Origin of the sequence: Rhodoferax sp. (assembly GCF_028689295.1) — a bacterium.
GTDB lineage: Bacteria > Pseudomonadota > Gammaproteobacteria > Burkholderiales > Burkholderiaceae_C > Rhodoferax.
The window spans coordinates 83529-97789 of record NZ_JAQTWL010000013.1; the positions used below are offsets into that span (position 1 = coordinate 83529).

At 57.3% G+C, this 14261-nt stretch carries 12 protein-coding genes and 1 pseudogene; 4 read left to right on the plus strand and 9 right to left on the minus strand.

The window, feature by feature from the left end; translation table 11 throughout:
* Positions 1-4 precede the first annotated feature (4 nt).
* Complete coding sequence (locus PHF15_RS16995) at positions 5-316, plus strand: hypothetical protein (RefSeq protein WP_366520612.1); 312 nt, start codon at positions 5-7, stop codon at positions 314-316.
* 27 nt (positions 317-343) lie between these two features.
* Here PHF15_RS16995 and PHF15_RS17000 read toward each other — a convergent pair.
* Positions 344-511, minus strand: a pseudogene (locus tag PHF15_RS17000) (DUF3596 domain-containing protein); the annotation flags it as partial.
* Positions 471-719, minus strand: a complete 249-nt coding sequence (locus PHF15_RS11990; RefSeq protein WP_300121410.1) for a hypothetical protein — start codon at positions 717-719, stop codon at positions 471-473. The pseudogene PHF15_RS17000 and the gene PHF15_RS11990, both read right to left, overlap by 41 nt.
* A 152-nt stretch (positions 720-871) precedes the next feature.
* On the opposite strand from PHF15_RS11990, the gene PHF15_RS11995 reads away from it, so the two are divergent.
* Positions 872-1078 carry a helix-turn-helix transcriptional regulator gene (locus PHF15_RS11995; RefSeq protein ID WP_300121411.1) on the plus strand — a complete coding sequence of 69 codons (207 nt, stop codon included), beginning with the start codon at positions 872-874 and terminating at the stop codon, positions 1076-1078.
* Positions 1079-1693: 615 nt separating this feature from the next.
* Here PHF15_RS11995 and PHF15_RS12000 read toward each other — a convergent pair.
* The 7 genes from PHF15_RS12000 to PHF15_RS12030 form a co-directional block, all read right to left on the minus strand.
* Entirely contained in the window at positions 1694-2875 is a 1182-nt protein-coding gene (locus PHF15_RS12000; RefSeq protein ID WP_300121412.1) for a Wadjet anti-phage system protein JetD domain-containing protein, read from the minus strand.
* Positions 2872-6324: an SbcC/MukB-like Walker B domain-containing protein gene (locus tag PHF15_RS12005; protein WP_300121413.1), complete on the minus strand. Its 3453-nt coding sequence runs from the start codon at positions 6322-6324 to the stop codon at positions 2872-2874. Before PHF15_RS12005 ends, PHF15_RS12000 begins: the two co-directional genes overlap by 4 nt.
* Entirely contained in the window at positions 6311-7003 is a 693-nt protein-coding gene (locus tag PHF15_RS12010) for a DUF4194 domain-containing protein (protein WP_300121414.1), read from the minus strand. Before PHF15_RS12010 ends, PHF15_RS12005 begins: the two co-directional genes overlap by 14 nt.
* Positions 7000-8466, minus strand: coding sequence for a Wadjet anti-phage system protein JetA family protein (locus PHF15_RS12015; protein WP_300121415.1), 1467 nt, complete (start codon positions 8464-8466; stop codon positions 7000-7002). The genes PHF15_RS12010 and PHF15_RS12015 overlap by 4 nt, the downstream gene beginning before the upstream one ends.
* Positions 8448-9302, minus strand: coding sequence for a WYL domain-containing protein (locus PHF15_RS12020; protein WP_300121416.1), 855 nt, complete (start codon positions 9300-9302; stop codon positions 8448-8450). Before PHF15_RS12020 ends, PHF15_RS12015 begins: the two co-directional genes overlap by 19 nt.
* A gap of 251 nt (positions 9303-9553) precedes the next feature.
* Positions 9554-10474, minus strand: a complete 921-nt coding sequence (locus tag PHF15_RS12025; RefSeq protein WP_300121417.1) for a hypothetical protein — start codon at positions 10472-10474, stop codon at positions 9554-9556.
* Positions 10475-11273: 799 nt separating this feature from the next.
* Positions 11274-12350, minus strand: a complete 1077-nt coding sequence (locus tag PHF15_RS12030) for an IS110 family transposase (RefSeq protein WP_300121418.1) — start codon at positions 12348-12350, stop codon at positions 11274-11276.
* A gap of 516 nt (positions 12351-12866) precedes the next feature.
* On the opposite strand from PHF15_RS12030, the gene PHF15_RS12035 reads away from it, so the two are divergent.
* Positions 12867-13283: a TIR domain-containing protein gene (locus tag PHF15_RS12035; protein WP_300121419.1), complete on the plus strand. Its 417-nt coding sequence runs from the start codon at positions 12867-12869 to the stop codon at positions 13281-13283.
* Positions 13280-13843 carry a hypothetical protein gene (locus PHF15_RS12040; RefSeq protein ID WP_300121420.1) on the plus strand — a complete coding sequence of 188 codons (564 nt, stop codon included), beginning with the start codon at positions 13280-13282 and terminating at the stop codon, positions 13841-13843. Before PHF15_RS12035 ends, PHF15_RS12040 begins: the two co-directional genes overlap by 4 nt.
* The last annotated feature ends 418 nt before the right edge of the window (positions 13844-14261 follow it).

Genomic DNA, 14261 nt, shown 5'->3' on the forward strand with positions numbered 1-14261 from the left:
CAACTTGATTTCCGCGACCTTTAACTTTGGCGAGTGTGGCGCGGAATTCAAGAATGTCAGATTTGCTGATACTGCCGACCGCCTTGTTTCCGAATTCCGGGACGAGGCGACCGTTCAGGGTGGACAGCAGCGAGCGAATGTGGCTGCGACGCCATTCGATGCTGTGGTCGTCTACCCATTTGCTGGAGAATTCGCTGAACAGGGGGCCAAGGTCTACCGCTTCGGCTGCAGGTGCCGCCAGTACAACTGGAGCGACCACCAAATCAAACCTTGCAGCAAGCGCGCTTTCAGGGAAATAGTCACTGTAGTGGAATGACCCGTCTTGTTGTGCCTTCTTGATCTTATCGATCAACATCTGCACCCGTTTGCGATTGAGTTGCGAATCAGGCAAAGCCGTCTGTTCTCTGCAGCGAACCCCACAATAAGTGAAGTCGATGACAAGTTTGCCGGTTTCTTTTCTGACAGTTACTTTAGCCATGGAGAACTGCTCCGCTGGCCATGGGAATTGCATTCATTCCACGAGGTTCGTGAGTCGAAGCGTTTTTCATGTCTCGTTCAATTGCCTCCCACACAAACAAGATTTTCCGACCACCAAACGGCCGAAAGTAATGCACGCCCTCCAACAGGACACTGTCTTTAAGACGTTCACGAATAGTGCGCACGTCGTACTTCAACTTTAAGGAGAGTTCGTCCGTAGTGAGGTAGGTCTGAGTAAGCATGATTTGATCCTTTACAATCTTTGTTAAAGTGATTAAAATAATTATCACTTGACATCAATATATCGCATGAACGATCTCTTGTCAAGTCATTTGACACATTTATTTATCATTCAATTGTTTTATGCATCATGATTAGGTTCAAACTGGGCGAAATGATCGAAAAGAAGCAGTTCTTGGAAGGACGGCGCGTAACGATCAATGAGATCGCCACTGCGACCGGTCTCAATAGAATGACTCTTTCGAAGATCCTGAATCAAAAAGGATATGGCACCGGGACCGACACCATGGACAGGCTATGCGGTTATTTCACTTGCAGAATCGAAGACCTGATGGAACACGTTTCCGACGGCGCGAGCTGAGCATCAAGTGCTACGCTGGATTTGCAGTGCTTTGCTTGAGGCCAGGATTGGGCAAATCGCATCGCAGTTAGTTACCGTTCCCGACGCTCTGTAAACGGACGTCGACGCCGTCGTGTAAGGTAACCGGCTATTCCTGACCGGCAGCTATCTGGCAGTCCAACACATTGCATGTCAGAAGCCGGTCGTGAGCTTCGCGTTAGTGCCATAGCCGAACTTCGGTTTATCGAAATGCCAGCCCGATACCGGCCGTTGAACCCATCAAGTGATGTTCGCCGAATTGACGGTGGAGTTCCAAAAAGCAGCCTTTCATTTCACGTCAACTGAATCATATTGTCGACTTTGGCGGCTGAAAAGTCTGGGACAGAGTTGCAGCGGGAGCGGCATTACAGAAGTTCAAATTGACAGCTCGGAACCAGTCATTGGTGCCAGTGGCCTGGATGATTGAAAATGGCTATTAATTCAAGCTAAGGTGAACCCTTTATCGGTCAGGACCTGCCATATGGCCTAGCTGCTCCGCACGACCCAAAAAATTGGTATCTTAGAGTTTTGTTAAATCATCGCCCACAGCAGGCTGCATGCTGAAACGAGTTTCCTCTGCATCACTTGAAAAGCACCTCACCGTCGATCCAGCGCTTCTTGCTCTGCGACAAATCCCGCCTCAAGCACGGATCGCCCTAAATTGGGCCAGCCAGCTGCGCAAGCGAAGTGGTGAATGCGCTCCAGGGTCCGAGTAGACGCCTTGACCCGCATCTCAGCTGGCACATCGTCCGGTGACATCGCGTAGGGCTGGAGCTTATGGCCCGTCGCCTCGCAAACCGCGGCGATTGTGGAGGCGATCCGGAACCCTCCTTCATCGACGTCACCCCAATGAAACATAGGCGTGCCCGACGGTAGGCTCTTCAACAAACGCATGTACATGGCACGCCAAGCCGGTGAGGGCATGCCGGCGGTGTAGATCAGAAGCACTTCATCGCTTTGGCGCCTCTTAGCCTCGCTGTGGAACGTCGTCTTGTTCTCGATGGTGATGACTTCAATGACCCTGCTTGCCACCCCCTTAATGGTCGAAGCTGGTAGTCCCAGGTAGGGCGCGTCAATCAATCCGCTGGTGCGGTCGCGCGCGATGTGTACGAGGCCGGCCAACAGCACGGGATGCTCCTCCCGGAACAATCCCAACTCTTGCCACACCTGCGCCGCAGCTCTTGGGCTCTCCTCGATGCTTCCACTCAGCAAGATGTCGAGCTGGGCGGTGAGCGCTTCAATTCGCTTGCTGTCGAGAAACAGTCGCGCGCTGAATTCACGCACAGGGGCAGCAACCGTGTCTTGGCTGCGCGCAGCGCACGCCCGAATGGTCTTGGCTGCGTCGATCCAGGCGCCAGCGTCCTGCGGGCCCAGGCCGCGCACCTTGGCCATACCGGTCCAGCGCCCAATTACCTCCAAGATCACTGGGAAGTCAGCCTTCAATGGCTCCAACAGGGCAGCAGTCTGGGTCAACTGGTCCGCATAAGTGCTGCGCCCCAGAAACCGGGCCAGCGCCTGCACATCTACCAGGTCAATACGCTCAAAAAGTCCATCATTCGGATTCAGCTTGTCCCGCAGCAAAGTTACGGCACCTGCGTCGCGAGCGGCCAGAAACGTCTCATCGCATTCCTGCTTTTGTTGCCAGCTTCTGAGGTCGCTGTAGGGCTTCAAGTGCGTGGCTGTCAGTGCTGGTGCGCGCGCACGTGCGCCAGCAACGTGCTTGTTGCCGGCCTCGAGCAGTTTGACCAGCAATTCCCTGGCGATGGCGCCGGCGCTCATGGTGCGGGGGCAGCTACAGGGCGTGGAATGGGCTCCTGGCGAACTGCCAGCAGCTCCGCCTCCAGCAACTCGGGGTGGTACTCCCACATGTCCTCGCGGAACTGCTCCCGCATCGCCTCGCTAACGCGGCGCTCTTCCACTTGAATCACGTGTTGGGTTTCGTCCTTCATGATCTCGAAGTACCGGTGCAAGAAGGCGGTCAGCGTCGGCAGGTTCTCTCCCGGGCTGGCCAGCAGCACCTGCAGTCCGAGTTTTTCGAGGTAGCGCATGGTAGCCACGATGTTGGGCGTGTCCATTTTGTCGAAGGCTTCGTCCAGCAGGATGAGCCGCAGTCCGTCCTGGTTGTTCTCATCCATGCGGTAGGCCGAGGACAGGGCTGCGCCAGCAATCACGTACAGGGGGGCACGATGCTCACCACCGGAACCGGGACCAATCCGTTTGCTCAGATGTCCAATGGTCTTGGTGACACCAGTGACTGGGTCGTCGGTCTCAATCTCGATGTCGAACTCAAAGAACTCCCGGTAGTCATCCAGCGGGCTCTTGACCGCGGCATTGCCCGTGGTGGTTTTCTCGCGCAGCAGCTCCGCGAACTGGGCAGGGATTTCCCCGGGCTCTCCAAACAGCCCGCCGTCGGCGCCAAAGTCGGCAATGTTCTCAATGAACTTCTTTAGCGGCATCAGGTCTGGACGGACCTTGGCCTGAAACTGATACCGCTCCCCATTCGTGAAGGCGGGGGAGGCCTTGAGCGCATCGTTCAAGCGCTTGAAGGTGGTGGTCTGGTACTTGAGGTTGGCGTGCAGGGCCAGCGCCACGTCCTGCCGGAAGGTGTTCTGCGACGCAAGGTAGGCATCTTGGGCTTGATCCTTGTACTGGGGCAGCTCCGTGTTCTGCAGCCTGGTGACTTGCTGTTCCATCCAGGCCTTGGCCTTGCGCCAGTCGGACGTCACTTCATCGCTGACTGCTTCGCGGTGGTCGGTCAGGAAGGTCCCCAGCAGCGTCTGCGCCGGGCCTAGGTGGCGCACCATGGCAGAGCTGCAGCGCTTGGACTGGGATTCGCAGTGGTCCGCCATGGCCTGGTAGTTGTCGCCGAATTGCTCCAACAGCGAGTCCCAGCGATCGGACGCATAGCCCGAGTCATAGTCGGCATGGCCACGGCAGGTTTCGTGCACCGTCCGCTTGCCCTGGAGCTCCAGCAGCTTGGCCGTGCATTCTTTGGTCAATCTTTCCAGATCAGCCTGAGCCCGAATAACGGCATCACGGGCATTTCTGGCATCAGCTTCAAGCCCTGGTTTGCGTTCCTGCATCGCCAGGAGCTTGGCGCAAAGCGCTTGGTATTCGGCGCTGGTGCTGCCTGAGATTCGCCGAATTGCGAGTTCCTTTTCGGTGAGCGCTTCACCCAGTTGGGCCGCGAAGCTAAGTAAAAGGCGTATGGATTCCGGCGACGACAAACTCTGTACCGCTTGGCGAATGCGGGTGATGGACTGTTCGCGTTTCATCAACTCGGCAATTTTTCCAATCAGGGTACGGGACTCAGCCCTAAGACCGTCAACCTGACCTTTGGCACCGGCGCCGATCTGCAAGTCCGCCTCAGGCACCAGCCGCAGCCGTTCGAAATCCCCGGGCCCCACCAGCATGCCGTCCAGGGTCAGCGTCCGTTCGCCCCGCAGGGCCTCCTGGGCGGTATTGGCACGCTTGAGGTTGCCCAGCTTGCCACGCAGATAGGCCACAGCCACCTGGTTGCTGCCCTGTATCAGGCTGGCCACCGTGTCGGCGGCCGGTTGGCCATATCCAGGTCGCGCTCTGTCCGAGCGCACGATCTTGACGCCATAGATGGTGCGCTGACCTTTCAACGACTGATAGATGTCAAAGGCTTTTTCCTCTTCCTCGGAGTCCCGTAAAAGGATGGCTTCCACGTTTTTGGCCAAATAGGCTTCGATCGCTGGCTGCCATTTGGGATCGGTCACCTTCACCAGATCGCAGACGGGGGTAGGGTGCAATCCGTGGTCCGCGAACTCATGCATCAGCCGGGCCGTCGGTTCGCTGACCTGCGCGCGGTTGGTGTTGGCTCGCTCCATGCCCAGGCCGATCGTCGAGAGCCGTTCTTTGGCGATACGGATATCCTCCTTCACGAGGTCGTATTGCTTACCGAGTGGCTTAGCTGCTGACTGCAGCGTGTCCCCCAGACCCCGGATGATCTGCCCCAGCACATCCTGGTCGACACGGTTTTGCTCCCACGAGAACTCACCAAGCTGCTGCGCGGCAAGTGCAAGTTCCGGCTGCCACTGGGCCAACAGTTCGTTGGTACTGGCGTCTTGGAGCAGGTGCCGGATGTTGCGCAGCTCCTGTTTCAACTCTTCTTCCCGGCGGGTGGTTTTTTCTTGCGCCTGCGCCAGGGCTTGTTGGGCGCCCGCATTCTCGGCATGGTCCGCATGGGCGCTCTGCAGGCCGGTCAGTTGACCCACTTCGAGAGTCCAGTCCGCCAGCGCTATATCGGCGGTCGTGCTCCCTTTGGTGCATTCCCCAACCACCCCCTCCTGATCAAACTTCTCGGCCGTTAGCATTTCGTGGGCTGCATTGCTCAGCTCGTACGCCGCGGAGGCCTGCAACCCGGTCCACGTGGCGGATTTTCGAGCCTCGGCCAGGGCGGCGTCAAAGTTCTTGCTCACCTCCAGGCCCTGCTTGATTTTTTGCTCGACCCCCTCGACCAAGAGGTTGATCCGCTTGAAGGTCTCCACCAGCTGCTTGAACCTGGCAATGTTGGTGGGCCGGTCCTCCAGGACATCCTGGCGCACGATCTGGTCCACCGACTTGGAGAAGCTCATGCGCAGCGCAAAGCGAAACGCGCGCGCAAACGCGTCGTAGGACGCTGGGCCCGCCTTGCCGCGCAGCATGAATAGCACCTGCTTGACGTAGCTGGCGCCATCGTCGAACAGCGGATCCTCGCCAGTGACCTTGGATTGCTCCAGCAACCGATGCCGGAAGCTGCTCCAGGGCAGCGGCATGGTTGCACCGTCCACCGTCTGCAGGTGCTCGGACATGGACAGCTCCACGCCGCGGATGACGTAGCGACCCAGCACCTTCTCCGCCTCATTGTTCAGAGAAGCCTCAATGCACACCCCCATGGAGACCGGCTCATTGGTATCGGTGTCCCGCCAGACCAGCGTGACGTAGGTGGTGGCCTGCGGCCGTGCGCATTGTTCGATGGTGTCGCCGTACTGACCAAGGCAGTACGACCGCAAAGTGCGGCTCTGGTGCGACTTGGCGTCGGCCTGTGCATTAAAGTGCATCAGATTCTTGTTAGCGCCCAAAATGGCGACCTGTACGGCATCGAGCACCGAACTCTTGCCGCTGCCGTTGCGGCCGAACAGACCGGTGATCTCTTCCAGGCGGATTTCTTGTTGCTCATACAACAGGAACTGCACCAGTTTGACGCTCTCAAGCCGCTTCATCGTTCATCCCCCGGTTGTCTTCGATCGCCATAGGCTCGCCGGTGGCACCATCGGCATGCGTCTCATCCTTGGCTGCTCCCCACTGCGCCAGCCGTAGCAAGGCAGTCTCGCCTAGCACGTCGACGATGGCCGGGCGGATGGCCACCCCGCCAGCCGACTGCTCCTGTAGAGGCGTCAGATGGCCACTGTCATCATCTTCCAGTCGCCGGGCGATGCCCCAGCGCTTGGCGGAGCGCAGCAGCGTGTCGAGCTCGCCGCGGGTGGGCAGGTCGCGCCCGGTCATGAGGTGGAACTTCTCCTGCAGTTCGATGTAGTCGCACAGGACCTCGCCATCTTCGGTGAGGCCGCCGGCGCGCACGCCTTCGTCATACAGACCGCGTAACACCAGGGCAAACAGCGTCTGGGCCACGGTCGCGGTACTGGCCTTGGCGTGCCGCGGCAGGGCGGTGACATAGCGCAGCTGTCGGTTGATCGACAGGGACACCCCCAGCGGGGCCAGAGCCTTGGCGAACTCGCGCTCGTAGAGATCCAGGATGGCATAGGTCACCCTGCTGCTCCGGTCGGAGTGGTAGATCACCTGTTCGGCCACCATCCGGTAGGCGGCGGTCTCGAAGTCTTCGACGGTATAGATGCCATCCAGCCGACTGGCCAGATCCTCCCAATCCCGTGGATTGCTCATTTGGTCTCCCTGTTTCTAGTCTGGCGTTTGCGCCAGCTCAGTATGAATGGCTTGCCGCTCAAATACGGGTGTTCTGCAGCTTCGTCACTGGTGTAGCGTAACTCCATGCCCGGAGCTGACGCCCGACCTTCCATTTCCAGCCTGGGGATCCGGGAGTTGGTGGCCATGGCCACGCTGGTCAGGACTTGGAAGGCGCGCAAGTCTTCGATGGATCCGCAAGGCAGGGCATCGCTGCCGGCAGTGGTCGTGTCCTGCAGCACTTTCTCGGCATAGGCGCGCAGCTTCATGGGCGTGATGGACCGTCGCTCCTGGGCGCGGCGCACCAGGTTACCAATGGCGCGCGTGCGGTCGGAAATGATGATTTGGCGCAAGGGCGCGGGCGCCAGCCGCGGCACCTCTTTGCGCGGCTGCGCTAGGCGGACGCCACCCATGAGGGCATCCGGCGGAAACACGGGGGCGACATCGCTATCGGGATTGGCAATCAACCGGTCCATGGTCTGCCGGAGCAGATTGTCGATGGGGCGTATGGCGCGCAGTTTGTATTCCAGGAAGGCCAGCGCGCGCCGATTGGCACTGCGGATTTCTTCGTCCAGGCGCTCTAGGTACTCCTCAATCCGGTCGAGCTCATAGAGGCGCTGCAGGTCCCGCTGGAAAGCGGCCTGGCCTTTTTTATCGTCCCCGCTACACAGGCGATTCACATACCAGTCCAACAAGCGAATGCGATGCTCTGGCAGGGAGTCAATGTCTGTGACAGCGTCCAGGATTTGCTGGCGCTTGGACAGCGGATGCTCCCGGGTGCGCAGCTCTTGGTAGTCACCGATGAAGACCTGCTGAATGTAGTCCTGAAAGAAGGTCCGGACGTACTGGGCTGTGGTCGCTTGCGCGCCAATGGCGGCCATGAGGTCACGCACGTTGGTGCCGGTATTCCTGATGTAGACCAACAGGTTGCGGCACTGCTCGGCCGCCTCCCGCAGCAGGTCACCGCTGGCCTCACCCTTGTGCACTTCCGCCACGGCGGCGTCAATCGAGCGGATCTTGCCCGAAACAAACACGGGACCTGTCTCGGCGAAGTTGATCAGCTGGGTCAGCAGCTGGCCCACTGCAGGCGCCATGCTGACAGTCTTCTCGATGCCGTACTTCTCCAAACGGAACCAGCCCGCATCGACTAGGCGGTTGAAGATGCCGATGGCCCGGATGTTGAGTGGTGTGTCGGGCTGCTCGCCGGACTCGGGCTGCCATTCGTCGGCATATTTGAGGTGGTCCTCGATCTCCTGGGTAATCTCACGCTGCAGGAACCCGTAGCTGGGAGGCAGGGGGGCGTCGGGACCAAAGCGCCGGCGGTGCAGATGGCATAGCAGCGCCCAGTAGCCGTGGCGGTTTTGCGATGCCAGTGGACCGAACAGTCGCTCTGGGATGCGCTGGAAGAGCGCCATGGAAGCTGGGGTTACGCTGGGAACAGCCATTTGCGCACCTCGTCGACGTTTTCCACGGCCAATTGGTACTCGGGAGGTAATTCTTTGGTCACGTCCAGGGCCAGTCGCAGCTCATGGACCAGGTAGGGCAACAGGGCGCCGCGGCAGCTATGCACGCGCGCTGCGGTCCCATCGAAATACTCACTGCGGACAAGGTCCTGTTGTTCGTGCGTCAGATTGGGATGCGCCTGAATGCGCACTTTCACCACGGAGGTCCATTTTGTGTCCTCTGCGACCGTGGTCTCGGACTTCTGGTCCATGGTGGTGAGCTTCGTGATACGCCCCAACACGAAGTCACGGAAATCTCCGGTTTCCAGGCAGTAGCCGCGCATGTGCCAGCGCCGGCCGGCTTGGACCAAGCTGTGCGGCTCCACCGTCCGCGGGTGTTGCTCGGGCGTTCGCATGGATCGGTACTCCAACTTCATCCGTGTACCTTGCTCGATGGCCAGACGGATACGGGAGAAGGTGCTGGGATTGACCTTGGAGAAGCCCCACGGAGCGACGGTGACCGGGCCGGCACCCGGGGTGAGGTCAGCATGAATATCCGCCTCTGCCAGATAGGCTGCCAGACTTAGATCCGAGAGGCCAGCCTTCAACTCAGCCTGTGCCCTCTTGAACGCGGCGGGGGTGACAAAGTAGGACTTGCTCTTGCTGTCCCATTCAAACCATTCCGGGGTTTCTTCCCTAACCTCCCGGAGGAGCTGGCTCACTCGGATGCCACTCAGGCCTAGGACGTCCATCAGCCGGCCGCGGCTCAGGCGACCCTCCCACAGAGCCATGCGGCGCATGACCTTATAGCGGTTTTTTTCGAGCAGATTTGAGTTCATTTTGAACGTCACTAGATGGCATAATAAACCATATCATATACAAAAATATATTATAAAAAATCTATCGCCTGCATAACGATACTTAACACCAAAGATTGGACAGACGGTAGACGGGCGACCTCCATCAGCCTTGAGGGAGTTGGCCTTAGGTGGCAACCAAAGGACTCCCAAGAAGCTTGTCTTGCGTGCCCCGTCGATTAACGGGGTCTGGTGAGTGTCTGCGCTCGCTCTGCAATCAAGTGAATTAAACATTAGCCCCTAACAGCGCCAGCTGCAAAGGCCAATAGCGTTTGAACGTGCGGCTTTGCTAGTTCCCCCAGTATGTTGCCCGCTGCGCCTTCAGCAATGGCCTTGATGCTGCGGGCCGTGCCCTTGATGATTTCCCACTTCGGCTTCGGTGATGCAGCTTGCGCCTTCAGGGTCGCCAGTTCGGCCCGTAGTTCGTCGGCTTCATCACCTTGCACGGTTCCACGTTCTATGGCAGTGCCCAGAGCTTCAATCAAGCCTCGAAGACCTTCAAGGTCGGTGCCAGTGATGGTGTTGGCATGGGCCTGGACCTGGGTTGATCCGTTGGAACTTATTTGAATCTGAGAACCCGACACGTTGTCGAAGTGGTAATGCTGTTCTTGCACGGCTTGCTTCTCCTGTGGCGTAAAGGAAATTCCCTCACCGATGATCCCGCGCCCTTCAAGGTCCAGCGCCCAATCAAGGATGCGGCTTCGTACGGCTTCAATCACGCCTTCGATCTGAACCGTCGAGAACTTCAAGGCCGGGCGCATTGCCACCCCCGAGCCCTCCCGCATCATATGCATCAAGGTCTGTTCAATGTCTGCGGGAAAGTGACTGAAGATGCCGGTTTCGCTACTCTGGAGGCGGGCAAGTTCCGGGATGGACTGGCGCACAGGAAAATCCGCCAGCATCTCCGCCATCTCAGGCGGTGCGAACAACGGGATTGCCCCGCGGTAGGGATTCTCGGCCACCAATTGCCCGCGTAGCCGCCTGTAATCGGGAACTTCCTCGAACTTGTACCCGGTCAACTCCGAATTGATCCAGTCCACGAGCTCAGGGACTGCAAGGCGGCGGGCCACTACGAGGGCGCGGCGCAGTAGGTCTGCCGTTGATACGGCTGGTGTGCTTGCCATGTTGACAAGCTCGGGCACGAGTGCAGGCATGTTCTCCCCTTGGGTTGCCTGCATTGGGAGGGCGCTTGTTGTCGGTGTGGCGTGTTATCGGTAGCGCCCGCTGCAGGTGACCACATTATCCGCATGCACGGGGGTAGCTGCTGCAAACAGGACGCTGTCAATCAGGCTAGAAGCTACGTGGTTGGTTTATGCTCAATGCCTATGGCATCCTCTGATGCCAAAGACAAAATTAAAGGGGCTGCGGGATGATCGAGACCATTTCCTTAACGATCGCATTCAGCCACCGCTCACCAATGTCGGCAGAGGCCGTCACAAGCCAGCCATCGTCTCAAAATGCTAACCTCATACCTGACGTTGGCACTTTGATTTAATCGGGCGATCATACAGTCGCCCGTCGTGACCGTGAACTACGTGGCCATAAGAGGGGTATACGACAGGCAGCTTCTATGGGGACTCATTTGTCAAGCCTTTTCCTTGATTTCGTTATTTGGCTTTTGACCTCATGGTCCGCTTATTATGATCGTCAGCAGTGAACCGATTTGATGGGCGGCTATATGCGACTCGAAGCGGTTGCCACATTCAGATCCGAGGCTGGGGTGTGATGAGCGTTCGAGCCAGTGCTCGGACGAACTTCTATCCGTGCAGGGCTCATTTACCCGGCACCCGATGCAGCATGCGCACAAAGTGCGCTGGCAAACCCCAATTATCGGCGCGCCCCATCTTACGGGACGGTCACTGTTTGGTGACCCGCTGCCTGTACGGGCGCGTCGACCTTTGATCATGATGTGTTCCATTTACAGCCGTTTGTTGATGCCCGGTCTATTGGCTCTCAAGCAATTACAGGCTTTAATACAGCGCCCTCAGGAATCTCGCCGTTTTGCAGGTAACGCCAAAGCGCAATGACCAAGCGCCTGGCCAACGCCACAATGCCGACTCGACGCATGCGCTTGCCTCCAGCTGCAAAGCGTCGGTTGAACCACTGGGTCAGGGCGCTAGTGGGTTGCAGTCGTAGCCAACTCCAGGACAACTCCACCAGTAGGGCGCGCGCTCGATGGTTACCAGCTTTGCTGATACCTTGTTCAATTTGACTGTCCCCACTCGCGTAAGGAGTAGGTGCCAGTCCCAGACAACCCGCCAATTCGCGCCGGTTTGCAAAACGGCGCCAGCCAAACAGCTCCTTGACCAGGATCCAGGCGCCCTTGGCGCCAATGGCGCGAAGTTGGGTTAGTTGTGCCACCAGTGGCTGCTTGCCATCGGCAATTTCCTGCAGCCGCGCGGCTTCCAGTTCTTTGACCTGCAGCTTGACCAGTGCCAGGCGCGCGCACTCGCGTTCGATCTCAGTGCGCAGCACAGGCGGAACCTGCTCGCAGTGGCTTTCCCACCAACTCGCCCAGTACCGTCCACCAATGACGATGCCAGGACGCAGGTTGTGCAATACCAGCAGCGAACTGATTCGGCTTGTGTGTGCGGTGCGCTCCTTGGCAAGCCTTGCCAGTTCCCGGTGCGTGCGCCGCGCATCCTCTTCCTGCACAGAAGGCTCGTGCAGAACTGACCACACCCGCTCACCCGTGCGGTGGCGCAGCAGCATTGTCAACAGCTTGTCGCCGTCGAGCTGGTCAGTCTTGGCTCGCCGGGCATGCCGGTTCACCTCAATGCTCGACGAGTCGACCACAATGTTGTCGATGCCTTGTTCGACGAGCCAGCGGTGTAGCCACCAGCCGTCGCGTCCAGCTTCGTAGCAGCTGTGAACTTTAGATTGCGAATCAAGCTTGCAGCGCTCACGGGCCTTGCCTATGCATTGCATAACAGCAGCAGTATCACCGGCGCCAACGCTGTATCGGCTCGGGCCACGGCGACCATCGCTCAACGTCAACTGCCACTTCTTGTCACCTAGTTCGAAGCTCATGTACAGGTCAGCTGGGATCCCCGTATCTTGGCCTTGCAGGACTATCTGGGTAGACATTTCAGTTCTCCTTTGCAACGAAGTTTGAAATCCTCTTTTTTAGCTCAACCGGTCTCGATTGAGTAGTCCCACATAGCATCTTACGGGCTGCACAATTCATTGCCCTTCATAAGCAGCTCGTGCGGACTTCAACGCGCCTAGAGCGGTTAAACACCCTGCAAAATTGCTCTGCCATTTGCAGTCGTTCAGCTACCCAACTTGACAGAGTGACTTGTATAACAAATTTTCTCTAAACCCCCCATTTGGGGGATAGACACCAACCTCTGCAGCCTATACGCTCCCAATCTAAGATTCATAATTTAGATCTTGCATTTTTTTACCAATGCCTCTGGTGTCGTTGACATTCATTCTCACAGAATACCCTGATCTAAATTTTCATCAAAGCATCAACACTTAGACAATGCGTGTTTCCTCAGTTATGGTGACTTAGGGCGCTAGTCGGCTGAACTAAGGGCATCAATGACAAAGACGAAGGTATTCGTAAGTTACGACCACTCAGAAGATGCGCATTACAAGCGTCTTTTGCAAGCTTGGGACGCGAACCCCAATTTTGACTTCGAGTTTGACAGTCGTGGCCCCGATGTCGCGATCAATAGTAATGACGCCGCGGTCGTGAAGACTGCACTCACTAAGTTGTTGAAGGCGTCAACTCATCTACTGGTGCTTGTTGGCGAAAAAAGCAATAAGAGTGACTGGATGAAATGGGAAATTGAACGAGCTAAGCAGAGCGACGTAAAGCTCAAGTTGGCAGCGGTCAAACTTGCCAAGGCAAACGTCACACCGAATGGGTTACTTAACGTCAGCACGGCTTGGGCTACAAGCTTTGAGCGCGATCGAATCGTGGAAGCGTTGAAGCAGGCCATAGTCGGCTATTGATGGTATCGACGGAAACCACCGCCAAAAAAGTCGTTGCTGCCTTGGCAGGACGAAGGATTGATGCGGTTGGAACAAGAATCCGACGCTTTTCCATCAATCGGATTGACCAAGTCAGGGCCGACCTGAAATCACTGTTTGAGCAAGAGGCCGTAGAACTTCTAGTCTGCTCAGCCGCATGTGGCGCAGACTTAATTGCTCTAGACCTCGCGAAGAAAGCAGGAATACGGTACAGGATCGTCCTTCCATTTTCCATCGAGCGATTTAGACAATCCTCTGTGGTTGATAGGCCCGGAGACTGGGGGCCGTTGTTTGATCAACTCGTGAAGGACATTCCTCCCTCAGAATTGATCGTATTGCCAGATTTAGCGAATGATGATGAGGCATATGACCACGCGAACAAGGAAATAGTGCGTCAAGCAGCCATGACGGCTGAACCAGGGACGGGGTTGGCAATCGCGGTATGGGAGGGGCAGCCAAGGCTGGGGAATGATGCCACTGCTTCATTTCTGCAGCTTGCCAAGGACGCGGGACTTAAAGAGAGGATTGTCCGTACATGGTGACTGACATCACGAGCTCAATATTAAACTGGATAGGATGGCGTCGGTACAAGCCAAAACCGCCCTCCAGAATCGACCATCGGTCGAAAAATCAAGACGTAGCAGTCGTTTTTGTTCACGGTTTTTCTGGCAATGTTGACACTTGGACTGGGTTCATCAAACTCTTGATGCAAGAACAACGTGTTAACTCTTGGGACATATTCGGAATCGGTTATCCATCAGCCCTACGCATAGACATACCAAATCTGTGGTCGGCTGACCCTGACATCGAAACGCTCGCGACGGAGCTCACTACTAGTACATCAACACAAAACTAACGGAACATAATGGCGTCCCAGCTTGCGATCCGCATCCTGACGAGTGAATTGCCACTCGATGGTTCGCTGCTCGGCATTGCGGGCTTGCTGCCAGGCATCGACTT